The sequence below is a fragment of the Streptomyces rishiriensis genome, from assembly GCF_030815485.1.
GTDB lineage: Bacteria > Actinomycetota > Actinomycetes > Streptomycetales > Streptomycetaceae > Streptomyces > Streptomyces rishiriensis_A.
Window position 1 is genome coordinate 7,911,159 of record NZ_JAUSWV010000002.1, and the last position, 26,615, is coordinate 7,937,773.

A 26,615-nucleotide genomic window follows, 5' to 3' on the forward strand; every position below is an offset into this window, starting at 1 on the left:
TATCCCACGGGATCCCGATGCCGAATTGCGGAAGATCATTGTAGAGCGAGGAACATCTTCGATGGCAGAACGACCGCTGACGAGCCCGTCCGCCCCATCGATCGCCGTCGTCGGCGTCGGCTGCCGATTCCCCGGCGACGCCCGCGATCTCGACTCCTTCGGCGCGGCGCTCAGGGCCGCGGCCACCGTCTTCCAGGACGTGCCCGCGAGCCGCTGGGACCGTGGGTTCGCCGGTCCGGGCGATGCCGGTCCCGGCACCGCCAGTCATGTCGGCGCCTTTCTGGAGGAGATCGACCGCTTCGACGCCGCCTACTTCGGGGTCTCGCCCCGAGAGGCGAGCGCGATGGACCCGCAGCAGCGGCTCATGCTCGAGGTGGCCTGGGAGGCGATGAGCGACTCCGGGCGGCCCGCGGACGCCTGGCACGGCACCCGCACCGGGGCGTTCTTCGGGATGTTCGCCCACGACTACGCGACGCTGCACACCAAGACGCTCGGCATCCGGGGCATCGGGCCGCACTACGCCAGCGGAAACGAATCCAGCTTCGTGGCGGGCCGGCTGGCGTACACCTTCGACCTGCACGGGCCCATGGCCTCCGTCACCGCCGCCTGCTCCTCCTCCCTGCTGGCCGTGCATCTGGCGAGCCAGAGCCTGCGCTCGGGCGAGAGCGACATCGCTCTGGCCGGTGGCGTCAGCCTGATGATCACGCCCGAGCTGAGCATCTTCATGAGCAGGATCGGCGCGATCTCGCCGACAGGGCGGTGCCGTCCCTTCGCCGCCGACGCCGACGGCATTCTCCGCGGCGACGGCTGCGGCGTCCTCGTCCTGAAGCGTCTGCCCGACGCCCTCGCCGACCGGGACCGGATCTACGGGGTCATCCGCTCGTCGGCGGTCAACCACGACGGCCGCAGCCTCGGCATCACGGCGCCCAACGGCAGCGCCCAGGCCGCTCTGCTGCGCTCCGCCCTCGGGAGTTCGGGGATCGACCCCTCCGACCTCGACTACGTGGAGGCCCACGGCACGGGGACCCCGCTCGGGGACCAGGTCGAACTCATGGCCCTGGACGAGGTCTACGCGCGGGACCGGGATCCGGACCGCCCTCCCCTCTACGTGGGCTCCAACAAGGCGGTGTTCGGACACACCGACGGCGCGGCCGGGATCGCCGGCCTGCTCAAGGGGCTCTGGGTCATCAACTCCCGTGAGGTACCCGCGCAGCCCGACCCCGGACGGCTCACCTCCGCGGTCTCCTGGGACCGCGGCAGGATGGCGGTCCCGCTGAGCACGGTCGGCCTCGCCGGGACGGGCCGCCCGGTCCGGGTCGGGGTGAGCTCGTCCGGGCTCAGCGGCACGAACGTCCATGTGATCGCCGAAGGTCTCGAGCCCGCCGGTGCCGCGCCCGCGGGCCGCCCCGCCGGTCCCTACGTGCTCCTCGCCTCGGCCTTCCACCGGTCGGGCCTGGCCGGCCAGGTCGCCGGGATGGGGGAGCGGGTGGCCGCCGAGGCCGACGGGCTCGGCGACCTCATCGCCTCCGCGGCGACCCGGCGGACGCATGAGCGGCACCGGTTCGCCGCCGTCGCCGCGGGACCGGAAGAGCTCACAGCGGCGCTGGGCGGGATCGAGGAGGCGCCGGACGGCACCTACGTCGGCGCCGTGGACCCCGAGGGTGCCCCCGAGCCGGTCTTCGTCTACTCCGGTCAGGGCGCGCAGTGGGCGGGCATGGCGGTGGACCTGTACGACACGTCGTCCGTGGTCCGTGAGGCGCTCGACGAGTGCGACGCCCTGATCCGGCGGGACGTGCGCTGGTCGCTGATCGACGAGCTGCGGCGGGTCGAGGACAGCCGGCTCGGCCGGACCGACCACGCCCAGCCCGCCCTCCTCGCCGTACAGATGGCGCTGACCGGGTGGCTGGCCGCAGGCGGCATCAGGCCGCGGGCCGTGATCGGACACAGCGTCGGGGAGATCGCCGCCGCGCACGCGGCGGGCGCGATCACCCGCGCCGACGCCGTACGGATCGCTGTCCGGCGGGGCCAGATCCTGCAGGAGACGGCGGGCCGGGGAGCCATGGTGGCGGTCCGCGCGGACCGGGACACGGTCCTGGCGGTACTGGCCGACACCGGCCTGCCGGTGGTGATCGCCGCCGTCAACGGACCGGAGGCGGTCGTGCTCAGCGGCCCCGAGGACGCCGTCGACGCGGCGGTCGCGGCGGTCGAGGCGCGCGGCCTGCGGTGCAAGCGGCTGGCCGGCGACTACGCGTTCCACAGCCCGGTGGTGGCCGACTGCGGCCCGCGGCTGCGGAAGGCACTGGCCGGCCTCACCGTCGGCGTGCCCTCGGTCCGGTTGCTCTCCAGTGTGCTGCCCGACGACCAGGACGTGCGCTTCGACGCCGGCTACTGGCAGCGCAACCTCACCGACCCCGTGCTCCTGTGGCCCGCGATCGACCGGCTGCTCGCCGACGGCGAACGGGCGTTCGTCGAGATCGGCCCGCACCCCACGCTGACCAGACCGCTGGCGGACGCCGTCCGCCGCCGTGAGCGCCACGGGCCGGTGACGGCCACCTTGCACCGCGGCGAATCCGGGCCGCTCTCGTTGCACAGGACACTCGCACGGCTCCACGTCAGCGGTGTCGACGTGGACTGGTCGAAGATCACCGGAACGCCGGACCGGTACCGGACGCTGCCCGTGCCCTCCTGGGGCGGTGACAGGTTCTGGCTGCCCGGCGTCGAGCCCGGCGAGCAGGGGCTCGCGCCTGCGGCACCGGCACAGCTGCGTCTGGGGCTGCTCGACGCCGACGGCAGGGTGATCGGCGAGATGGTCGCGCGACCGGCGGACGACGATGCCTCGGGCGCCCACGGCAGGGAGGGCGTACCGGCCCCGGCGGCCGCGCCCGCTGTGCCTCACGCACCCACGCCGGTACCCGCTTCCGCGCCCGCTCCCGCCTCTGCTCCCGCAGGGAAGCCCCAGGTGCCCGGCGGGACGCAGCGCCGCGTCGAGGAGCACGTCGCGGCGGTTCTCGGCCTCTCCGGCGACCAGCCGCTCGCGCGGCGGCGCGGGCTGTTCGACCAGGGCCTCGACTCGCTCACCGCCGTCGAGCTGCGGGACCGCCTGTCCGCCGGGTTCGGCCTGGAGCTGCCCACGACGATCGTCTTCGAGAAGCCGACGATCGAGGCGCTCACCGCCTTCCTGGAGGAGGCCGCGTCGCAACCCGACGGCCCGCGCCGGACGGCCTCGTCGACGCCATCGCCCGGCGGCCCGGCGGACGAAGGCGAGCCGTCGGACGACGCCGTCGCGGTGATCGGCATGGCGTGCCGGCTGCCCGGCGCGAGTTCGCCGGAGCAGTTCTGGTCGCTGCTGACGGAGGGCCGTGACGCGGTCCGTGACCTGCCGGCAGCACGACGGGCCGAGCCGATCTGGGCGGAGGCCGGGTCCGACGTCCCGATGCGCGGCGGCTTCCTCGACGACGTGGAGGGCTTCGACGCGGAGTTCTTCCGAATCTCGCCGCGCGAGGCGAAGTCGCTCGATCCTCAGCACCGGCTGCTTCTCGAGGTTGCCTGGGAGGCGCTGGAGGACGCCGGGCAGCCCGCGCGGGACGGCCGGGCCGCAGGTGTCTACTTCGGCCTCAACACCGCCGACTACCAGCAGTTGCTCACCCGCGACATGGCCCACGTGGACCACTTCTACGGGACCGGTACGACGTTCGCCGCGGCCGTCGGGCGCCTGTCGTACTTCCTCGGCCTCAGCGGCCCCAGCATCGCCGTCGACACCGCCTGCTCGTCGTCCCTCACCGCCGTCCACCTGGCGTGTCAGGGCCTGCGCGCGGGGGACTGCGAGATCGCCGTCGTGGGCGGGGCGAACGTGATCGTCGCTCCCACGGTGTCGGTCTCCATGGCCGGGGCCGGGGCCCTGGCACCCGATGGACGCTGCAAGACCTTCGACGACGCGGCCGACGGGTACGGCCGGGGCGAAGGGGCGGCGGCGCTCATCCTCAAGCCGCTGGGCGCGGCGAAGCGGGACGGGGACCGCGTCTACTCGGTGATCCGCGGCACCGCCGTCAACCAGGACGGCGCCAGCGGCGGCATGACGGTGCCCGACGCGTCCGCGCAGGTCGCCGTCATCGAACGGGCGGTCAGGACCGCGGGCTGGGCGCCACGCGAGGTCGACTACGTCGAGGCGCACGGCACGGGAACGCCCCTCGGCGACCCCATCGAGGTCCGCGCTCTCGCCGAGGCCCTGGGGGACGGGCGCACGGCGGACGAGGCACTGCTCATCGGCGCGGCCAAGGCGAGCATCGGCCACCTCGAGGCGGCGGCCGGTGTCACCGGGCTGCTCAAGGTGGTCCTCGCGCTCCACCACGGCGAGCTTCCCCCGCACCCGCTGAACCGGCCCTCGACGCGCATCGACTGGGCGAGTCTTCCCGTCTCCGTGGTGACCGAGCGGCAGCGGTGGCCCCGACGGGACCACCCGCGCCGGGCCGGTGTGAGCTCGTTCGGTTTCAGCGGCAGCAACGCGCACGTCGTCGTCGAACAGCCGCCGGAGACTCCGGAGGCGGCGACGGTTGCGGCCCGCCGGGCACCCTATGTCCTGATGGTCACCGCGGCGGCCGAACCCGCGCTGCGCCAGGCGGCCGGGCGCCTGGCCACCCGGCTCCGGGAGGCTCCCGCCGACCTGGACGCCATCGTCTTCACCGCCGCCTACCGGCGCACCTGGCTGGGCCACCGCCTCGCCGTCACCGGCCAGGACGCCCCCGCCGTCGCGGCGGCCCTCGAGGCGGCCGCACGCGGGAACAGCACGCCGACCGCCCGGTCCGGGCAGGTGACCGAGGAGACGGAGCGCTCCGTCGCCTTCTGGTACGGAGCCGAACCGCCGTCCGCCGCCCTGCGTGAACGGCTGACGGAGCTGCCGGAGTACGCCGGTGCCCTGCGCTCCTGCGCCGAGCGCCTCACCGCGCTGACCGGCGCGGACATCGACCCGCTCGGCGAGCCGTCGGCCGACCTGCCGGCCGCCTACCTGCTGTGTCACCACGTCGCGGCGGCCCGGCTGTGGAGCGCCGTCGGCCTGGCGCCCGACGCAGTGACCGGTGAGGGCGCGGGCCGGCTGGGTGCCGCCTGGGCGGCGGGACGGCTGGACCTCGACGACGCGCTGCGCCTGGCCGCCGGGCAGGGGTCCGGCGTCGAACTCCGGGCCGCCCGCACACCCGAGGTGCCGGCGGACGGCGAGGGCCTCGCCGTGTCCTGCGACGACCTGGTGCGGCGGGTCCGCCGCGGTGTGCCCGCCGAGCGGCCCAGGAACCTCGCCGACGACTTCTGCGCCGAGGGCGTGGACGCGCTCGTCGACGTCCTGGCGAGGGACCTGCCCGATGAGCTGGCCGTCCGGTTCGGGGTGGAGACGGACACCGACGACCCGGTGCACCGGTTCGCCCTCACGGCGGCGGAGCTGTTCGTGACCGGTGCCGCTCCCGCTCCGGCCCAGGCGTCGCGCCGGCCTGTCAGCCTGCCCGCCTATCCGTGGCAGCGCCGCCGCCACTGGTACCGCGAAGCCGTAGACCTGCCCGGTGACCGGCCGGCGGTTCCGTGGGTGATGTCCGCCGCCAGCGCCACCGGCCTGCGGGCACGTGCCGCCGCGCTGCGGGACTTCACGGCACGGAACCCGGAACCCGGCCCCCTGCCCGTCGGGTCCTCGCTGGCCGCGCTGCCGCGCTCGGCGGCACACCGCGCCGTCGTGCTGGCCGCCGACGCCCGCGGCTTCGGCGACGGGCTGACCGCGCTCGCGGACGGCAGGACCGCGCCGAACCTGATCCGGGGCAGGGTCGGCAACGACCCGAGGATCGCCCTGGTGTTCCCGGGGCAGGGCGCTCAGTGGCCGGGAATGGCCGCCGAACTCATGGCGGCCCAGCCGGCCTTCGCCGAGCAGATGCGCGCGTGCGGTGAGGCACTGGCCGAGTTCACCGACTGGTCCCTCGCCGACGTGATCGCCGGTGCACCCGGCGCCGCGTCGCTCGACCGGGTCGACGTCGTGCAGCCCACGCTCTTCGCGGTGATGGTCTCCCTGGCCGGACTCTGGCGCTCGTACGGGATCGTGCCCGCCGCCGTGGCCGGTCACTCGCAGGGCGAGATCGCCGCCGCGCATGTCGCCGGTGCGCTGTCGCTGCGGGACGCGGCCCGTGTGGTGGCCTTGCGCAGTGCAGAACTGCTGCATCTGTCCGGCCAGGGCGGCATGGCTTCGCTCGCGCTCGACGCGGAGGCGGTCACCGGCTTGCTGGACCGCTTCGGCGGACGTCTGTCGCTCGCCGCCGTCAACGGACCCGACAGCGTCGTGGTGGCGGGTGACGTCGGCGCTCTCGACGAACTGGCGGGCCTCTGCGAGGGAGACGGGATCCGGTTCCGGCGCGTCGATGTGGACTACGCCTCGCACTCGCCGCACGTGGAGCGGATCCGCGAGCGGCTCGCGCACGTGCTCACGGGGATCACACCGCGCCCGGGGAAGGTGCCGTTCTACTCCGCCGCCACCGGAGGCCTGCTGGACACCTCCGAACTCGGTCCCGACTACTGGTACCACAGCCTCCGCCGGATGGTGCGCTTCGAGGAGTCGGTCCGTGCGCTGCTCACGGACGGCCACAACCTGTTCATCGAGTCGAGCCCGCACCCGGTGCTCACACCGGCGATCGAGGGCACGGTCGAGCAGGCCGGGAGCGAGGCGCGCGCCGTGGGCACCCTGCGGAGGCAGGACGGTGGCACCGGGCGCTTCCTGACCTCCCTCGCCGAGGCGTACGCGCAGGGCGCCGACGTCGACTGGCAGCCGGTCTTCGCCGGCCACGACGTGGAGCCGGCCGCGATTCCCGACGTCGTCGGGCACGAACTCGACGCCTGGCGCTATCGCGTCGACTGGCAGCCCGCCGCCGACCCTGACGAGCCGCGGCTGAGCGGAGACTGGCTGGTCCTGGCTCCCCGCACCGGGCAGGGCCCGGACCGTGCGGCGGCCGTGTGCCGGGCTCTCGCCGCACGCGGCGCGGACGCACGGCAGTTCACGCTGGACCCGGCGCGCGACGGCCGGGACGACATCGCCGGTCTGCTCCGGCAGGAGGGGGCCGCGGAGGCGGCGGGTGTGCTGTCGCTGCTGGCGATGGACGAACGCCCGCACGAGGACTTCCCCGACGTCCCCGCGGGGTCGGCCGCCACCCTGGCGCTGGTGCAGGCGCTGGGCGATGCGGGAGCCGACGTCCCGCTGTGGCTGGCGACCACCGGTGCGGTCTGCGCGGGCGGCACCGGCCTCCAGTCGCCCGTTCAGGCCCAGGTCTGGGGCCTGGGGCGGGTGGCGGGCCTCGAACTCCCGCAGCGCTGGGGCGGCCTGGTCGACCTGCCCGGCTCACCCGACGAGGTCGCGCTCCGGCGGCTGTGCGCGGTGCTGGGCGGCGGCCTGGGCGCGGACGACCAGGTGGCGATACGGGACAGCGGTGTGCACGTGCGGCGGCTGGCCCGCGATCCGGTGGCCGACCGGCCCGCCGTACGGACCTGGCAGCCGCGCGGCAGCGTGCTGGTCACCGGCGGCACCGGCCGGATCGGCAGGCGACTCGCCCGGTGGCTGGCGGCATCCGGCGCCGAGCACGTCGTCCTCGCCGGCCGGCGGGGCAGGAACGCGCCGGGCGCGGCCGAGCTGGAGGCGGAACTCGTCCGGGCGGGTACCGCGGTGACGATGGCGGTCTGTGACGTGGCCGACCGCGCCGCGATGGAGGCGGTGCTGAGCGAGGCCCGGTCCGCCGGGCGGCCGGTCCGCAGCGTCTTCCACGCGGCCGTCGTCCCCGAGCCCGGCCCGCTGTCCTCGACGACACCGGCCCAGCTCGCCCGCACGCTGCGCGCCAAGGTGACAGGTGCGCGCGTCCTGGACGAGCTGCTGCGCGAGGAGTCCGTGGACGCCTTCGTCCTGTTCTCCTCCGTCGCGGGCGTCTGGGGAGCTGCCGAGAACGGCGTCTTCGCGGCCGCCGACGCCTGCCTGGAAGCACTGGCCGTCCAGCGCCGGGGTCGAGGAGAGGCGGCCACCGCCGTCTCCTGGAGCTTCTGGAACGCGTTCGGCGAGGACGCCGACGAGGCGGCGGTGCGGGACATGTTCACCAGCCAGTCGGAACGGCAGGGCCTCCCCCTGCTGGATTCCGGGCAGGCGCTGCAGGTTCTGCGGCAGGTGCTCGACCGGGACGAGACCGCCGTCGCCGTCGCCGACGTCCAGTGGGAGCGGTTCGCTCCCCTCTACACGGCGGCCCGTCCCCGGCCGTTCCTGGACGAACTCCCCGACGTCCAGGGCGTCGCGGGCGCGGCCACGGGCCAGGGCGAGCGGGAGGCGGGGGAGAGCAGTCTCGCCCGGCTGCTGGCGCGGACGCCCGGGTCCGAGCGCGAATGGGCGGTGCTGGACCTGGTCCGGACCGAGGCCGCGGCCGTGCTGGGGTACGGCCGCCCCCACGACGTGGACCCCGACCGGCCCTTCACCGAGATGGGGTCCGACTCCGTCACCGCGGTCGAGTTCCGGACCCGCCTGAACGCGGCCACCGGACTGCGCCTGCCGGCGTCCCTCGCCTTCGACTATCCCACCGCCGGCGCCGTCGCCGGGTGTCTGCTCGAGCTCGCCGTCGGCGCCTCGGACGCGCCGCAAGCGGCGGCCGCACCGGCCGTGACGGCCGAGAACCCGACCGCCGTCGACGAGCCGATGGCGATCGTGGGGATGGCGTGCCGCCTGCCGGGGGGCGTGACGTCGCCGGAGGAGTTCTGGCGGCTGCTGGCCGAGGGCCGGGACGCGGTGTCCGGGTTCCCGGCGGACCGGGGCTGGGATCTGGCCGGGCTGTTCGACGACGATCCGGACCGCCCGGGGACGTCGTACGTCCGCGAGAGCGGGTTCCTGGACGAAGTCGCGGGATTCGATGCGGAGTTCTTCGGGATCTCCCCGCGTGAGGCGCTGACCATGGACCCCCGGCAGCGGCTGCTCCTCGAAGCCTCCTGGGACCTGTTCGAGAACGCCGGAGTCGATCCGGCGAGTCTGCGGGGGAGCCGGACCGGAGTCTTCATCGGGGCCGGTCCGACGGATTACGCGACCGGGGCGCCACTGGCGCCGCGCAGCGCCGAGGGGTACGCGGTGACCGGCAGCACACCAGCCGTGATCTCGGGCAGGGTGTCCTATGTGTTCGGGCTGGAGGGCCCGGCGATCACAGTCGACACGGCGTGCTCCTCGTCCCTGGTGGCGCTGCACCTGGCAGGTCAGGCGATGCGGGCGGGCGAGTGCTCGATGGCGGTCGTCGGCGGGGTCGCAGTGATGTCGAGCCCGAAGGTGTTCGTGGAGTTCAGCCGGCAGCGCGCGTTGTCGGCGGACGGCCGGTGCAAGGCGTTCGCCGACGCCGCGGACGGCACCGGATTCGCCGAGGGCGTCGGCCTGCTGCTGGTCGAACCGCTGTCGGAGGCCCGCCGCCGGGGACATGAGGTTCTCGCGGTCGTCCGCGGCTCGGCCCTGAACCAGGACGGTGCGTCCAACGGGCTGACGGCACCGAACGGGCCGTCCCAGCAGCGGGTGATCCGGCAGGCGGTGGCCAACGCGGGGCTGTCGCTGCGTGACGTGGACGTGGTGGAGGCGCACGGGACGGGGACGACCCTGGGCGATCCGATCGAGGCGCAGGCGCTGCTGGCGACCTACGGTCAGGACCGGCCTGCCGACAGGCCGCTCCTGCTCGGGTCGGTGAAGTCGAACATCGGTCATACGCAGGCGGCGGCGGGTGCGGTCGGTGTCATGAAGATGGTGCTGGCGATGCGTCATGCACTGGTACCCGCGACGCTCCACGTCGATCAGCCGAGTCGTCAGGTGGACTGGTCGGCGGGCGAGGTCGAGCTCGCGGTGGAGGCGGTGCCGTGGCCCGAGGACGGGCGTCCGCGGCGTGCGGGGATCTCCTCGTTCGGGGTCAGCGGCACCAACGCCCACCTCATCCTCGAACAGCCGCCGGCGCAGCCGCAGCAGGACGAGGACGCCGCTCCCGGTCCGGCGGCCGCGCCGGTTCTCTGGCCCGTCTCGGCGGCGTCCCCCGGCTCGCTGCGGCAACAGGCCGACAAGCTGCGCCGGCTGCTCGCCGACGAGTCCGGTCTCCAGCCGCGCGACATCGGCTGGAGTCTGGCGTCCTCGCGTGCGGCGCTGGCGCATCGCGCGGTGATTCTCGGCGCCGACCGGGACGACCGGCTCCGCCGGATCACCCTGCTGGCCGGCGACGAGCCGGACCCCGGGCTGGTGCGCGGCACCGCGCAGCGCAAGCCGCGGATCGTCTTCGTGTTCCCCGGTCAGGGCAGCCAGTGGCCCGGAATGGCCGCGGAGCTGCTCGACGCCTCCCCGCAGTTCGCCGGGTACCTCCGCGAATGCGAGCAGGCACTGGCTCCGCACGTCGACTGGTCGCTGACCGACGTGCTCCGCCGGGCGGACGGAGCACCCGGCCTGGACCGGGTCGACGTGGTGCAGCCGACGCTGTTCGCGGTGATGGTGTCGCTGGCTCGCCTGTGGCAGCACCACGGTGTGAGCCCCGCGGCCGTGGTCGGTCACTCCCAGGGCGAGATCGCCGCGGCGTACGTGGCCGGCGGACTGTCTTTGGAGGACGCCGCCAGGGTGGTGGCCGTACGGGCGGCGGAACTGGCCCGGCTGACCGGCATCGCCGGAATGGCGTCCCTTCAGGTGGACGAGCAGCGGGTGGCCAAGCTGCTCGCCCCGTGGGAGGGACGACTGACGATCGCGACCGTCAACAGCCCCTCGCAGGTCGTCGTGGCCGGTGACACCGACGCGCTGGACGACCTGACCGCCGAGTGTGAACGGCAGGGCATACGGATCCGGCGCATCGAGGTCGACTACGCGTCGCACTCGCCGCAGGTCGAGCCGATGCGCGACGACCTCCTGGCGAAGCTGGACGGGATCACCCCCCGGCGCTCGCGCATACCGTTCTACTCCGCGGTGACCGGGGAGCCGGCCGACACCGGTGAACTGGACGCCGAGTACTGGTACCGGAACCTGCGCGAACCGGTGCGGTTCGAGCGCGCCACCCGGGCGCTGCTCGACAACGGGTTCACGATGTTCGTCGAGGCGAGCCCGCACCCCGTGCTGAGCGCCGCCGTGCTGGACACCGCCACCTCGGCGGACGACACCGCCGAGCCCGTGACGGTGGGCTCGCTGCGCCGCGACGAAGGCGGGCCGGCCCGGTTCACGGCCTCGCTGGCGGAGGCGTGGGTGCACGGCGCCGGCCTGGACTGGGCCGGGCTGTTCCCCGGCGGCAGGCGGGTCCCGCTGCCCACGTACGCCTTCGACCGGCAGCGCTTCTGGATGGAGGACGAGAGTGCCGCCGTGGACCCGGCGGCCCTCGGTGTGGCCGCGCCGAACCATCCACTGCTCGGTGCCGCGGTGGAACTGGCCGACAGCGGAGCTCTGGTGCTCACCGGGCGGTTGTCGGCCCGGACCCGGCCGTGGCTGGCCGATCACGCGGTCGACGGAGTGTGTCTGTTCCCGGGGACGGGCTTCGCCGAGCTGGCTCTGCGGGCCGGTGCCGAGGCGGGCTGCCCACGGGTCGAGGAACTGACCCTGGAAGCGCCGTTGCTGCTGCACGGCGACGATGCGGTACGCCTCCAACTGGTGGTGGGCCCGCCCGACGACTCGGAGCACCGGTCCCTGGCCGTCTACTCACGGCCGGACGGGGAGAACTGCCGGGACGGTGACTGGAAGCGGCACGCGTCGGCGGTCCTGGCGCCGGACGCCGGCACCGCTCCCGCCTCGCTGACCGCCTGGCCGCCGCCCGGCGCCGAGCCGGTGCCGATGGACCCGCACGCCTTCTACGCCGCGGGAGCGGAGGCCGGCTACACCTACGGGCCGTCGTTCCAGGGCCTGGCCCGGGCGTGGCGGAGCGGCGAGGACGTCTACGCCGAGGTGTCGCCGCCCGCCCGGGTGAGTGATGAGGCGGGCCGGTACGGCATGCACCCCGCGCTGCTCGACGCGGCGCTGCACGCGATGGTGCTCGCCCCGTCCGCCGCACCGGGCGACGGCGGTGACAGGACGGTGCGACTGCCGTTCACCCTGGCCGGCGTCTCGCTGTTCGCGCCCGGTGCGCGGGCCCTGCGAGTACGCATCTCCCCGGCAGGTCCGGACGCGGTGGCGCTGACCGCGGCGGACGAGTCCGGCGACCCGGTGCTGGTGATCGAACGACTGGTGACCCGGCCGGTACCGGTCGAGCAGCTCTCCGGAGCCGCGAACCAGGGCGGGCGGTCCCTGTTCCGGCTGGACTGGCTCCCCCTGGCGACGCCGGGGACCCGCGTCGGCGGCGACTGGGTCGTACTCGGCGCGGACACCTTCGGCCTGGCAGACTCGCTGGCCGCGTCGGGGACACCCGTGTCCACCCGCCCCGGCGTGGCCGCCTTCCTCGACGCGCCCGCCGACGGCACGCCGTTCCCCCGTACGGCCGTGCTCCCCTGCGCGACGGCACCCGGCGCCGGACTGCCCGGTTCGGCCCTCGACCTGACCGGCGCGGTCCTGCGCGAGGTTCAGGCGTGGCTGGCCGACGACCGGACGGCCGACACGCCACTGGTCGTCCTCACCCGCCGCGCACTGGCGGTCGCGGGACCCGACGACGTGCGCGACCTCGGCGCGGCGCCGGTGTGGGGGCTGCTCCGCTCGGCCCAGGCCGAGAATCCGGGCCGGATCGTCCTCGCCGACCTGGACGAGCACGACGGCACGGACACGCTGGCGCACGCGCTGGCCGGTGACGAGCCGCAGATCGCGATCCGGCGAGGGGCGCTGCTGGTCCCCGGACTGGCGCCGACAGGCCCGGCGCGGGGCAGGCTGACACCGCCGCTCGGTGGCCGGTGGCGGCTCGAACCGGACCCCTCCGGCGTCCTCGACGCCATGACCGTCGCGGCGTGCCAGGAGACCGGAGAGCCGCTGGCACCGGGCCAGGTGCGGGTCCGGGTCCGCGCGGCCGGGATCAGCTTCCACGATCTCCTGGTCGCTCTGGGACTGCCCCCGGACGACGGCCTGTTCATCGGCGGCGAAGGCGCCGGCGTGATCCGGGCGACCGGTCCCGGCGTGACCGGACTGAAGCCCGGGGACCGGGTGATGGGGCTGATGCCACGCGCGTTCGGCACCGAGGCGGTCACCGATCACCGCTGGCTGGTCCCGATGCCGCAGGACTGGTCGTTCGAGCAGGCGGCCGCGGTCCCCTCCGCCTTCCTGACCGCCCGGTTCGCCCTGCACGACGCGGCGGGCCTGCGCCCCGGACAGCGGGTCCTCATCCACGCGGCGGCCGGCGGGGTCGGCACGGCGGCGGTCCACATGGCCCGCCATCTGGGCGCCGAGGTGTTCGCCACGGCGAGCCCCGGCAAGCACGACGCGCTGCGGAACATGGGACTGGACGACGCCCACATCTCCTCCTCACGGGACTCCGCGTTCGCCGACCGGGTGCTCGATGCCACCGGCGGTGCGGGGGTCGACGTGGTCGTCAACTCACTGTCCGGCGACCTCGTCGACGCGTCGCTGCGCCTGCTGCCCCGCGGCGGCCGATTCATCGAGCTGGGGAAGACCGACCGCCGGGACCCGGAACAGGTCGCCGCCGCCCATCCGGGCGTGGTGTACCGGCCGGTGGACCTCGTGCCGGACACGACCCCGGAGTCCATCCACACCATGCTGACCGAGGTCGTCCGGCTGCTGCGGGACGGCGCCGTGCAGCCGCTGCCTGTCCGCACCTGGGACGTCCGTGACGCGCCCGAGGCCTTCCGCCACATGGCTCAGGCCAAGCACGTCGGCAAACTCGTCCTGACGATCCCGCCGGTCCCCGACCCCGACGGCACGGTACTGGTCACCGGCGGCACCGGGACGCTGGGCGCTCTGGTGGCCAAGCACCTGGCCGGTCCCTGGGGGATGCGCCACATCCTGCTGGCGAGCCGGCAGGGCGCCGGCGCGCCGGGCGCCGGTGAACTGCGCGCCGAACTCGCGGCGCTGGGCGCCGACGTGACGCTGGCCGCCTGCGACATCGCCGATCGCGAGGCCCTGGCCGGCCTGCTGGGCGGGATTCCGGTGGACCACCCGCTCACCGCGGTGGTCCACACGGCGGGAGCGCTGGACGACACGGTGTTCACCTCCCTCACCGGCGAGCGCCTGGCGCCCGTTCTGCGTCCCAAGATCGATGGCGCCGTGCACCTCGACGAGTTGACCTCCGGTCTCGACCTCGGCATGTTCGCCCTGTACTCGTCCGCCGCCGGACTGCTCGGCAATCCCGGGCAGGCCAACTACGGCGCGGCCAACGTGTTCCTCGACACGCTCGCCGCGGTCAGGCGTTCGCGTGGTCAGGCCGCATCGTCGATCGCCTGGGGCCTGTGGGCACCCGACAGCGCGCTGACGGGTCAGATGAACGCGCTGGACCGCGAACGGCTCTCCCGGGGCGGGGCGCAGGCCATGTCGGCCGCGGAGGGCCTCGCCCTGTTCGACCAAGGGGTCCGAGCCGACGAGCCGCTGGTGGTGGCGGCGCACATCGACCGTGCCGCGCTGCGTGCCCAGGAGAGCCAGGGTTCGCTCCCGCCCGTGATGCGCCCGCTGGTGCCGCGCCGTGCCCGGCCGGACCGCGGCGCGGGCGACGCCGGCACCTCCGCCGGAGGGGCCGACCGGCTCACCGGGCTGTCCGCGGCCGAGCGGCGCCAGGCGCTCGTGAACCTGGTCAGGAAACAGGCCGCCGCGGTGCTGGGCCACGGTTCGGCGACCGCGCTGGACGTCGACCGCGGGTTCGTCGAGATGGGATTCGATTCGCTGACGGCCGTCGAACTGCGTAACCGGCTGGCCACGGCCACCGGTCTGCGGCTGCCCGCGACCCTCGTCTTCGACTGCCCGACGCCGACGGAACTCGCACGCCGGCTCGACGAACAACTCAGTCCTGCCGGTGACACCCCGATCGCGGCGGACGACGACGGCCACGGACGGCCCGACGAGGACGACATCGGCACGGTCGACGACATGGACGTGGACGAACTGATCCGCGCCGTGCACGGCGCCGACGGCACGAGCGGAACTCCGGAGAGTGAGACCCGATGACTGCATCAGTCGAGAAGATCACCAGCGCGCTGCGGGAATCGGTCAAGGAGACCCGGCGGCTGCGCGCGCGCAACGACGAACTCGAGGCTACGCTCGGCGAGCCGGTGGCGATCGTGGGGATGGCGTGCCGCCTGCCGGGGGGCGTGACCTCGCCGGAGGAGTTCTGGCGGCTGCTGGCCGAGGGCCGGGACGCGGTGTCCGGGTTCCCGGCGGACCGGGGCTGGGATCTGGCCGGACTGTTCGATCCGGACCCCGATCACCAGGGCACGTCGTACGTCCGCGAGGGCGGCTTCCTGGACGAAGTGGCGGACTTCGACGCGGAGTTCTTCGGAATCTCCCCGCGTGAGGCGCTGGCCATGGACCCCCGGCAGCGGCTGCTGCTCGAGACCTCCTGGGAGCTGTTCGAGGCCGCCGGAGTGGATCCGGCGAGCCTGAAGGGGAGCCGGACCGGGGTGTTCGTCGGTGCCGGCCCGACGGACTATCCGCACGGCGTGGAGGGCTACGCCGTGGCCGGGACCACTCCCAGTGTCCTGACGGGCCGGGTGGCGTACGTGTTCGGCCTGGAGGGCCCGGCGGTCACGGTCGACACGGCGTGCTCGTCGTCGTTGGTGGCGCTGCACCTGGCCTGTCAGGCGCTGCGGTCGGGCGAGTGCTCGATGGCGGTGGCCGGCGGGGTCGCGGTCATGTCGAGCCCGAAGGTGTTCGTCGAGTTCAGCCGGCAGCGCGCGTTGTCGCCGGACGGGCGGTGCAAGGCGTTCTCGTCCGACGCGGACGGATTCGGCTTCGCGGAGGGCGTCGGCCTGCTGCTCGTCGAGACGCTGTCGCAGGCGCGGCGACGCGGGCACCGGATCCTCGCCGTCATCAAGGGCTCGGCGACGAATCAGGACGGCGCGTCGAGCGGACTGACCGCGCCGAACGGGCCGTCGCAGGAGCGGGTGATCCAGGCCGCCCTGGCCCGAGCGGGCGTGACGGCGTCGGACGTGGACGTCGTGGACGCGCACGGCACCGGGACCGCGCTGGGCGATCCGATCGAGGCACAGGCGCTGCTGGCCACCTACGGGCGGCACCGGCCCGGGGACCGGCCCGTGCTCCTCGGGTCGGCGAAGTCGAACATCGGTCACACCCAGGCGGCCGCGGGCGCCGCGAGCGTGATGAAACTGGTGCTGGCGATGCGGCACGGCGTCGTGCCGGCGACGCTGCACATCGACGAGCCCAGCCCGCACGTGGACTGGTCGGCGGGCGCAGTGAAGCCCGTGGTGGAGGCGGTGCCGTGGCCCGACCACGGGCGCCCGCGGCGGGCCGGCGTGTCCTCCTTCGGCATCAGCGGCACCAACGCCCACCTCATCCTCGAGCAGGCACCCGAGCCGGACGAAGCACCGCCCGCGGACCCGCCCGGCAATGACCCGACGGGTGAGGCCGGGACGGTGCCGTGGGTGCTGTCGGGCCGGGGTGAGCGTGGGCTGCGCGGTCAGGCCGCGCGGCTCGCGGAGTTCCTGAAGACCCGGCCCGACCTTGGTCCGCGGGACGTCGCGGGCGCGCTGGTGCGCCGTACGGCCCTGTCCCACCGGGCCGTCGTCCTCGGCGGCACCCGCAGCGAACTGCTCACCGGGCTGCACGCGCTGGCCGCGGAACGGCCCGCGCCGGGGCTGGTCCAGGGTGCGGCACGCACCCGGTCCGGCGAGGCGGTCCTGGTGTTCCCCGGGCAGGGTTCCCAGTGGCAGGGGATGGCACTCGGACTGCTGAGGACGGCCCCGGTGTTCCGCGACCGGCTCGCCGCGTGCGACCAGGCGCTGGCGCCGTTCACCGGCTGGTCGGTGCGCGACGTGCTCCGCGGTGTGTCCGGCGCCCCCGACCTGGAGCGGGTGGACGTCGTACAGCCGACGCTGTTCGCCGTCATGGTGTCGCTGGCCGCCCTGTGGCAGCACGCGGGGATCGTGCCCGCCGCGGTGGTCGGACACTCGCAGGGCGAGATCGCGGCCGCCTGTGTGGCCGGCGGCCTGTCCCTGGAGGACGCCGCACAGGTCGTGGCACTGCGCAGCCGCGCCCTGGCCTCGCTGTCCGGGCAGGGGGCGATGGCGTCACTGGCCCTCGGACGCGAGGCGGCCGAGGCGCGGCTGGCCCGGTGGGAGGGCCGGCTGACGATCGCCGTCGTGAACGGGCCCGGTTCGGTGGTGGTGTCGGGCGACAGCGCCGCGATGACCGAGCTGGTGGCCGAGCACCAGGACTCAGGAATCCGGGTACGCCGCCTCGCGGTCGACTACGCCTCGCACTCGCCGCACGTGGAGCGGATCCGGGACGAGTTGCTCGTGCAGCTGAAGGGCATCACCCCCGGCCCCTCGCACATCCCGTTCTACTCGGCGGTCACCGGCGGCCAGCTGGACACCGCCGGACTCGACGCGGACTACTGGTACCGCAACCTCCGGCAGCCGGTGCGCTTCGACGAGGTCACCCGCACCCTGCTCGACCGGGGGTACGAGTTGTTCGTGGAGGCGAGCCCGCACCCCGTACTGACCATGGGACTCGAGGAGACGATCGCCGACGCGGACGCCCGGGCGGTCGTCCTCGGCACGCTGCACCGCGACCGCGGCGGCCCGGACGACTTCCTCGGCTCGGTCGCGCAGGCCTACGTCGACGGCGTGCCGGTCGCCTGGGAGAACATGCTCGGACGCCGAGGGCGCGATGTCGTCCTTCCCTCGTACGCCTTCCAGCGCCGGCGTTACTGGCTGGACCCCACGGCGCCGTCCGGGGACGCCCTCGCGAAGGCGGGCCTGCGCGCCGGTGACCACCCCATGCTCGGTGCCGCCGTGGACGTCGCCGGGCACGACGCCGTCGTCCTGTCCGGTCGCCTGTCGCCGCACACCCACGGATGGCTGGCCGATCACATGGTCGGGGACCAGGTCGTGCTTCCCGGCACGGCGTTCGTGGAGCTGGCGCTGCGCGCCGCGACCGAGGCCGACTGCTCCGGAATCGAGGAACTGGCCCTGGAGGCGCCCCTGGCGGTTCCGCCTACGGGTGCCGTCCAGGTCCAGGTGGTCGCCGGCGCCCCGGACGGCTCGGGCAGACGCCCGGTGACAATGTACTCGCGCCCGGAGGATACGTCCGTCGACGGCGAATGGACCACGAACGCCGTGGGCGAGCTGACCGGCTCGCCCGTCGGTGGGGACTTCGGCGACCTCGTGATCTGGCCGCCGACCGGCGCGGAGCCGCTGCCCACGGAACGGCTCTACGAGGAGTACGCGGAGCGCGGATACGGGTACGGACCGGCCTTCCGCGGGATACGCAGACTGTGGCGGGCCGGCGACGACATCTATGCCGAGGTCGGGCTGCCCTCCCAGCAGCGCGGTGACGCCGGGCGGTTCGGCGTCCATCCCGCTCTGCTGGACGCGGCGGCACAGGCGGCCGGCATCCTCGTCTCCGGCGAGGACTCACCGACGGGTGACGGGATCCGGCTGCCGTTCGTGTTCAGCGACGTGACTCTGGTGGCGCCCGGCGCCACCGACCTGCGGGTCAAGGTCCGAAAACTCGGTCCCGACCGGGTGGCGCTGACGGCCGCGGACCTCGACGGACGGCCGGTGGTCTCGGTGGGAACCCTCGTCGTGCGGCCGGGCTCGTCCTGGCAGCGTCGCGCGACGACCACCGACGCGTTGCGTGACGCGCTGTTCCGTCTCTCCTGGCTGCCCGTGGCTCCCTCGGAGCAGGGGCGGACGGCGGGGCGGCAGCGGTGGGCGGTGCTCGGCGAGGACGGGACGGAGATCGCCGAACGGCTCGGCGGCTGCGGAGTGCACCGCGACCTGGCCGCTCTCCGCGCGGCGATCGCCGCGGGAACGCCCGTACCCGACCTGGTGGTGTGGAGCGTTCCCGGACCCGCGGGCGGCCGCGGCGCCGCCGAGTTGGCCGCACGCGTGCGCACCGTCACCGCGGCTGCGCTCCGCATGGTGCAGGAGTGGTCGGCGGACGACGGCCTCGGCGCCGCGCGTCTGCTGATCAGGACCCAGGGCGCGGTCGCCGCGCAGGACGGGGACGACACCGCGAATCTGGCCTCCGCCGCCGTGTGGGGGCTGGTCCGCACGGCGCAGACGGAACATCCGGACCGGTTCGTCCTGGTGGACGACGGCACCGGCCCGGACGACGCCAGCCCGGGGGACGTCTGGGCGGCGGCAGCGGCCTGCGGGGAACCCCAGCTCGCCGTCCGTTCCGGCGAGCTGCTGGCGCCGCGGCTGGCCCGGGCCGGGGCCGGCGAAACCCTGATGCCGCCCGCCGGCGCGACCACCTGGCGCCTGGAGTGCGCCGGCACCGGGACTCTGGAGGAACTGACGCTGGCGGAACGCGCGCCGGTGACCGGCCCGCCCGGCCCGCGCGAGGTCCGGGTGGCCGTGCGCGCCGCCGGGCTCAACTTCCACGACGTGGTCGTCGCGCTGGGGCTGCTCCCGGGTGAGACGGAGCTGGGCGGCGAAGGCGCGGGAACGGTGCTGGCCGTCGGCAGCGACGTACCCGACCTGGCCCCCGGGGACCGCGTGCTGGGTCTGCTGACCAGCGCCTTCGGCCCGGTCGCGGTGACCGACCACCGGCTGCTCGCCAGGATTCCCGACGCATGGTCGTACGAGGAGGCCGCGTCGGTGTCGGTCGCCTTCCTCACCGCGTACTACGGGCTGTTCGACCTGGCCGGGCTGCGCGCCGGGGAGAGGGTGCTCGTGCACGCGGGTGCCGGCGGGGTCGGCACGGCGGCGATCCAGCTGGCCGGGCAGCGCGGCGCGCAGGTGTTCGCGACCGCCAGCCGGGGCAAGTGGCCGGTGCTGAAGGCCGCCGGACTGGACGACGCGCACATCGCGTCGAGCCGCACGCTCGAGTTCGAAGGGCACTTCGCCGAGGCGACCGCCGGACAGGGCGTCGACGTCGTGCTCAACTCGCTGGCCGGGGAGTTCGTCGACGCCTCGCTGCGTCTGCTGCGGCCCGGCGGACGTTTCGTCGAGATGGGGAAGACGGACGTCCGCGACCGCGACGGCGTCTGCGGCAGCCACCCCGGAACCAGCTACCGGGCGTTCGACCTGACCGAGGCGGGACCGGACCGCATCAAGGAGATGCTGGACGACATCATGAGCCTGTTCCGGGCCGGCTCGCTGGAGTTGCCGCCGCTGACCACCTGGGACGTCCGCCGGGCGATACCGGCGTTCCGGTTCATGAGCCGGGCCCGGCACGTCGGCAAGATCGTGCTCACCCTCCCGCGGACACCGGACCCCGAGGGGACCGTGCTCGTCACCGGCGGCACCGGGACGCTGGGCCGTCTCGTGGCGCGCCGGCTGGCCGAGCGGGGGGCCAGGCACCTCGTTCTGGTGAGCCGCCGCGGTCCCGGGGCGTCCGACGCGGAGACGATCCGCGCCGAACTGACCGAGCTGGGCGCCCGGGTGGAGATCGTCGCCTGTGATGTCGCCGAACGGGCGGACCTCGCCCGGGTACTGGCCGCGATTCCGGCCGGTCACCCGCTGACCTCGGTGGTGCACGCCGCAGGTGTCCTCGACGACGGGATCCTGCCCTCGATCACCCCGGACAAGATCGACGCAGTCATGCGGCCCAAGGCCGACGCGGCACTGCACCTGCACGAGCTCACCGCGCAGTCCGACCTCGCTGAGTTCGTGATGTTCTCCTCGGGCGCCGGACTGACCGGCGCTCCGGGACAGGGCAACTACGCGGCCGCCAACGTCTTCCTGGACGCGCTCGCCGGTCACCGCAGGGCCATGGGCCTGCCCGCGACGTCGATAGCGTGGGGCCTGTGGGCGGAGACCAGCGAGTTGACCGCCGGCATCACCAGCTCCCACCGGGCCCGCATCGACGGGTACTTCACCCCGCTGCCCACCGAGCAGGCGCTGACGCTCTTCGACGCCGCGCGGTTGTCCGCCGAACCCGTGCTGCTGGCGTCCGCCATCCGGGTGGGCCGGCTCCGCACGCTCGCCCGGGACGGTTCGCTTCCGGCGATCTGGCGTGGACTGATCAACACGCCGGTGCGGCCCCGGGACGCGGGGGCCGACCCCGCTGCCGGTCTGACGAGGCAGCTGGCCGCGCTGACCGAGACCGAGCAGAGAAAGTTCCTGTTGCATCTGGTGCGGTCGCACGCCGCCGTCGCGCTGGGGGCGGGGGACGCGGAGGCCCTGGCCCCGGACACTCCGTTCCGCGATCTCGGCTTCGACTCCCTCACCGCCGTCGACGTCCGCAACAGACTGACCGCGGCGACCGGTTGCCGCTTCCCGGCGACCCTGGTCTTCGACCACCCCACTCCGGCCGAACTCGCCGGCTATCTGCGCACCCGGCTCACCGCCGAGGCGGCGCCGCCCTCCCCCCCGGTGCTCGACGACATAGAGAGCCTCGAACAGGCGCTGCTGCGGAGCCGGCCGGAGGAGGAACTGCGGGACAGGATCACCAGACGTCTGCGGACGCTGCTGAGCCGATGGGACGACGCCCACCAGGAGACCGTGACGCCGTCCGGCGACGCGACGGAGGTCGAGCTCGATTCGGCCACGGACGACGAGCTCTTCGCGCTCATCGACGGAAACCTCCCCGACGCCACGTGACCGGTGCGGTGTGTCCATTCCGGATCGGTGATCGTCCGTGCTTCGAATCAGCGGCCGGATAGGGGTTGCCGACCGCTGGATAGGGGTTGTTGGTAGGGGTGAGCCGCCGGTAGCTTTTTTTCTCGGTTCTTCGTCTTAAATTTCCGGCGTTTCGGCCACCCAGCCACCGGTGACGGCCGCCGGTATCCACCCTTCCGCCGCTCCGGGTGACATCTCCGGGCGCGCATGGGATCAAGGAGAAATCATGGCTCGTACGAAAACGTTCGCACTGAGCGCCGAAGAGCTGGAGCAATTCGCTCGTGATGGCTACATCGGTCCTTTCGACCTCTACACCGAAGAGGAGATGGAAGGGAATCTCAGGGCGATCAGGCCGAAGCTGCTCAGGACCAAGACGTCCATATACAGCGAGGGTCGGACGGAATCCGGAAACACGAATCTGGCGGCCAGTTACGACCGTCATCTCGACGTCGACTTCCTCGCCGAACACATCGCCAGGCCGGAGATCGTGGACCGGGTGTCGAGCATCCTCGGGCCCGACACGCTCTGCTGGCGCACCGAGCTGTTCCCGAAGTACCCGGGTGACGAGGGGACCGACTGGCACCAGGCGGACAACTTCTCCAGCGTCGACGGCTCCAAGCACCCGCACATCGTGTGGCCCGAGGACGCCGAGTTCGGCGGCACTGTGACCGCCTGGACCGCCTTCACGGAGGCGTCGGTCGAGAACGGCTGTCTCCAGTTCATCCCGGGCACTCACACGTCGATGAATTACGACGAGTCGAAGATCATGGAATACAACCCGGACATCATCAACCAGCTGGACAAGGACGGCGTCAAGCGCGGGCTGTTCGGCTACGACTACCGGCAGCTGCAGAAGGACCCGGACTGGAGCCCCGACGAGTCCAGGGCCGTTTCCCAGGTCATGCGTCAAGGGCAGTTCATTCTCTTCTGGTCGACGCTGATGCACGCGTCCCACCCGCACAGCGGCGAAACCGACCAGATGCGGCTCGGCTTCGCCTCTCGTTATCTGCCGACGCAGGTCCGGGTCTACCCCTACTCCGACGAGCTCCAGGAATTCGGAGCGCGCGCGAGCCTCGAGAAGTACGGCTGTGTACTGGTGTCCGGCGAGGACCGGCACGGCCACAACCGCTTTGCTGAGACCACCGTCAACGGATTCCGTTTCCCGGTCCGCTAGGAGAATGACACGTGAGCGAGACGAACAACCACATGGAGCCGGACAAACTGCTGGCGTGGGTGGTCGACGCATGCAAGCAGCTCGGCCTGCGGGTGACGGGCGGTGAGGACGACTTCTTCGAAGCCGGCGGGACGTCGCTCACCGCGGTGAAGCTCATCGAGCGGGCGGAACGTGAGTTCGGCGACGACTCGCTCCCCCCGGACGAACTGTTCACCGAGAGCCGGATCGCGGAGATCGTGGCCAGCCTCCAGCGCAACACCAAGCCCGCCGACGCGGTGGCGGACTAGCAGGCTCACGGTGGCGGCACCGGACGACAAGTGGGTGATGACCCTCAAGGCGGCGGTGGCGGAGCCGGCGGGCACGCTGTTCTGCTTCCCCTACGCCGGCGGCAGCCCCGAGACGTTCCGTGCCTGGCGCGGCGGGATCGCGGACGACGTCGAGCTGTTGTGCGTGATACTGCCGGGCCGGGGACGCCGTCTCAAGGAAGCACGCTACGACCGGTGGCAGCCCCTGGTGGACGATGTCTTCGAGGCGCTGTCGCCGTATCTGAACCGTCGGCACGCCTTCTACGGGCACAGCTTCGGCGGGCGGCTGGCATACGAGCTGTCTCGGCTGGCCTCGGCCGAGTACCCGGGAACGACGCAACGGCTGTTCGTCTCCGGCTGCCGGAGTCCGGACACACCGCAGAGGCGCCCGTACATGCACGAGATGACCGAGAGCGACTTCCGCGACGCGGTGGCGAGGATGGGCGGCACGCCGGCGGAGGTCTTCGAGCAGGAGAGGCTGCTGCGTCTCGTCCTGCCGACGGTGCGCAGCGAGATCCGGCTCGCCGAGATCTGGGACGACCTCCACACGTCCGCACTGGACGTTCCCATCACCGCCCTCTACAGCCCGGACGACCCGATCGACGGCCTGTGCACCATGCGGGGCTGGCAGAACTTCACCAAGCGGCACTGCGAGCTGATCGAAGTTCCGGGCGGGCATTTCTTCGTGGACAGCCACCCGGAGTACGTCACGCGAATCGTCAACACACGTATGGGGAATGCGAATGGATGCGATCGCCCTCTCGGAAGCGGCTCTGTCCGTTCACCAGAAGATCAACAGGACTGATGCCGCCTATCCGGCGGAGAGCCTGAAGGAACTCTTCGAGTGGGCTGCCGGCCGTCGTCCGGAGGCCGTCGCTGTCGTCCACAAGGAGCGCAAGCTCACGTACCGCGACCTCAACGGCCTGGCCAACAGCCTGGCTGTGCGGCTCCGCGCGGCCGGAGTGCGTCCCGGCCACGTCGTGGGACTGTGCGTCAGGCGCTCGCCGGAGATGATCGTCGCCATGCTGGCGATCATCAAGTGCGGCGCCGCCTACCTCCCCTTCGACCGCACCTGGCCGGACGGGCGCCTGAGCGGGATCTTCGGCCGGGCGGACTGCACGGCCCTGCTGACCGACGCGGTCGACGCGATGGCGGTCCGCTTCGAGCATCTGCCGGTGGTCCCCGTCGACCTGGCGGCGCTGAACGCGGACGAGGAGAACCCTCCCCTGCGGGTCGACCCGGACTCCGTCGCCTACATCGTCTTCACGTCGGGATCGACGGGATCGCCCAAAGGCGTGCCGATCCGGCACCGGGGTGTCGTCCGTCTGGTGTTCAACTCCCGTTTCGTCGACCTGGACGAGGGCGCCGTCGTCCCGCAACTGGCGTCGATATCGTTCGATGCCGCGGTCTTCGAGATCTGGGGTGCGCTGCTGCACGGCGGGACGAGCGTGCTCTACCCGTCGGACTTCGTCCGGTTGTCGGAGCTGAAGAGGGTCGTGCAGGAGAACGGCGTCACGGCGCTTTTCGTGACCACGGCGCTCTTCAACGTGATCGTGGACGAGGCTCCCGGCACGCTCGACAGCGTACGGACGATCCTCACCGGCGGTGAGGCGCATTCTCTGCGGCACATCGAGAGAGCGCGGAACCACTACGGGAACGACAAGGTCGTCAGCGTCTACGGCCCGACCGAGTGCTCGGTCTTCGCCACGTACTACCCCGTCAGGGACTCCGTCCGGGGCGAGTCCGCGTTGCCGATCGGATTGCCCATCCAGAACACGTCCCTCTACGTCATCCGCGACGGCACGCTGTGTGCTCCGGGTGAGGTCGGAGAGGTGTGCCTGGCGGGGCCGGGCCTTTCGCCGGGGTACCTGGGAATGCGGGAGCTGACGAAGAAGAAGTACGTCGAGTACGACATCGACGGCGAGAAGGTACGGCTTTATCACACCGGTGACCGCGGATTCTGCAAGGAGGACGGCAACGTCGTCTTCCAGGGGCGTCTGGACGATCAGGTGAAGGTCAACGGATTCCGGATCGAGCTGGGCGAGATCGCGCACTTCATGAACGAAGTGCCGCACGTCAAGCAGAGCTATGTCACCACGAGCGAGAAGGAATCCGGCGAGAAGGTCGTGGTGGCGTTCGTGGTGCCGGCGAGTGACGCCTGCACGCCCCGGGCGTGCCACGACCACCTGGTCACGAGAATTCCCGGCTACATGATGCCCGGGGAGATCCACGTCCGCGACAGCCTGCCGCTGACGGGCTCGGGCAAGGTGGACCGCAGGGCGCTCCTGTCGCAACGGCACCACCAAGAAGTTCCCGCGTCGTCATGACGTGCACGGGGTCCGGGCGCCGAGCGTGTGCTCGTGCCGCCGGAGTCCCGGAGGAAGACGAGAGAAGGCTGAGGATCCAGTGACAGCGACGAACCATCCGCCCGTGGTCGACACGCGGGCCGCCGAGGACCGCACCGGCACGGGACCCGCGACCCGGCTGAGCATCAAGGCGGCGACCCTCTGGCTTCCGCCCGTCAAGGAAGGCGCCCCTGACGGTGAACTCAGCTCCGCGGACGTCGAACGCATCGGTGTCACGGAACTGTATGTGGCTCCGGACGACATCGCGCCGCCCCAGATGGCTGCGCTGGCCGTGGAAAGCGCCTTGGGGGGAAGCGGAACCGAACCGGCCGACATAGGCCTCCTGGCGCATTCCTTCAGCTATCACCAGGGCTTCGACATGTGGTCGCCCGCGCACTACATCGCTCATCAGGCCGGGATCATCGACGGGCTCCCCGTCAACGTCCAGCAGCTCTGCAACGGCGGTGCCGTGGCTCTGCAGCTCGCGGCCAAGTGGCTGGTCGCCACACCGGACGTGAGCACGGCTCTCGTCACGTCCGCGGACCGGTTCTGCACACCGGGATTCAACCGGTGGTCGAGCGACGACGACGCGGCCTATTCGGACTCGGCGACCGCCGTCCTGCTCGGCCGGACCGGGGAGGGCGACGACTTCCTCCACCTGCTCTCGCTCGAGATGGTGACGGACTCCGAGTGGGAGGTCCAGATGCGCGGGGACGACGCATTCAGCTCCGTCCCCTTCGGGCATGGCGTCCCTGTCGACCTCCGGCGCGCCAACAAGGTGTTCAGGGAATCCGGCGCGGCGGCCCGCATGGTCAAGCTCGGTGTCCCGAAAATGCACGAGCTCGTCCAGCGGGCCCTGCGTACGGCCGGTGTCGGCCGGGAGGACATCAGCTGTGTCGCGCTGCCGCGTCTCACCCGGACCATGCGCGAGGGCATGTTCAAGCCCACCATCAGTGAGGTCATAGGGGGAAACCCCCGCTATCTCGAGTGCGGCACGGGCTGCCTCGGCGCCGGGGACTTCCTCGCGAATCTGGTGGACATCGAGGAGGGTCTCAACCCGGGTGAGTTCGGCCTGATCATCCAGGGCACCGGTGGATACACCTTCACATGTGCCGTGGTCCAGGCGCCCGTCGAATAGCGTGGAATCCG

The 26,615-nt window shown here is 72.8% G+C and carries 7 protein-coding genes; all 7 read left to right on the forward strand.

Going from position 1 to position 26,615, the window contains the following annotated elements; genetic code table 11:
* The first annotated feature begins 61 nt into the window (after nt 1-61).
* The 7 genes from QF030_RS37465 to QF030_RS37495 all read left to right on the forward strand — a co-directional run bounded on the left by QF030_RS37465 (nt 62) and on the right by QF030_RS37495 (nt 26,604).
* Nucleotides 62-15,061 carry an SDR family NAD(P)-dependent oxidoreductase gene (locus QF030_RS37465; protein ID WP_307167006.1) on the forward strand — a complete coding sequence of 5,000 codons (15,000 nt, stop codon included), beginning with the start codon at nt 62-64 and terminating at the stop codon, nt 15,059-15,061.
* Nucleotides 15,058-21,624, forward strand: coding sequence for an SDR family NAD(P)-dependent oxidoreductase (locus QF030_RS37470; RefSeq protein WP_307167007.1), 6,567 nt, complete (start codon nt 15,058-15,060; stop codon nt 21,622-21,624). Before QF030_RS37465 ends, QF030_RS37470 begins: the two co-directional genes overlap by 4 nt.
* 244 nt (nt 21,625-21,868) lie before the next feature.
* Nucleotides 21,869-22,816, forward strand: coding sequence for a chlorinating enzyme (locus QF030_RS37475; RefSeq protein WP_307167008.1), 948 nt, complete (start codon nt 21,869-21,871; stop codon nt 22,814-22,816).
* A gap of 11 nt (nt 22,817-22,827) precedes the next feature.
* Nucleotides 22,828-23,103 carry a phosphopantetheine-binding protein gene (locus QF030_RS37480; RefSeq protein ID WP_307167009.1) on the forward strand — a complete coding sequence of 92 codons (276 nt, stop codon included), beginning with the start codon at nt 22,828-22,830 and terminating at the stop codon, nt 23,101-23,103.
* Between the two features lie 10 nt (nt 23,104-23,113).
* Nucleotides 23,114-23,926 carry a thioesterase II family protein gene (locus QF030_RS37485; protein WP_307167010.1) on the forward strand — a complete coding sequence of 271 codons (813 nt, stop codon included), beginning with the start codon at nt 23,114-23,116 and terminating at the stop codon, nt 23,924-23,926.
* Nucleotides 23,865-25,448 carry an amino acid adenylation domain-containing protein gene (locus tag QF030_RS37490; RefSeq protein WP_307167011.1) on the forward strand — a complete coding sequence of 528 codons (1,584 nt, stop codon included), beginning with the start codon at nt 23,865-23,867 and terminating at the stop codon, nt 25,446-25,448. Before QF030_RS37485 ends, QF030_RS37490 begins: the two co-directional genes overlap by 62 nt.
* Before the next feature lie 103 nt (nt 25,449-25,551).
* The gene (locus tag QF030_RS37495; protein WP_307167012.1) at nt 25,552-26,604 is read left to right on the forward strand and encodes a ketoacyl-ACP synthase III family protein; all 1,053 of its coding nucleotides are present in this window, start codon (nt 25,552-25,554) and stop codon (nt 26,602-26,604) included.
* Nucleotides 26,605-26,615: the final 11 nt, after the last annotated feature.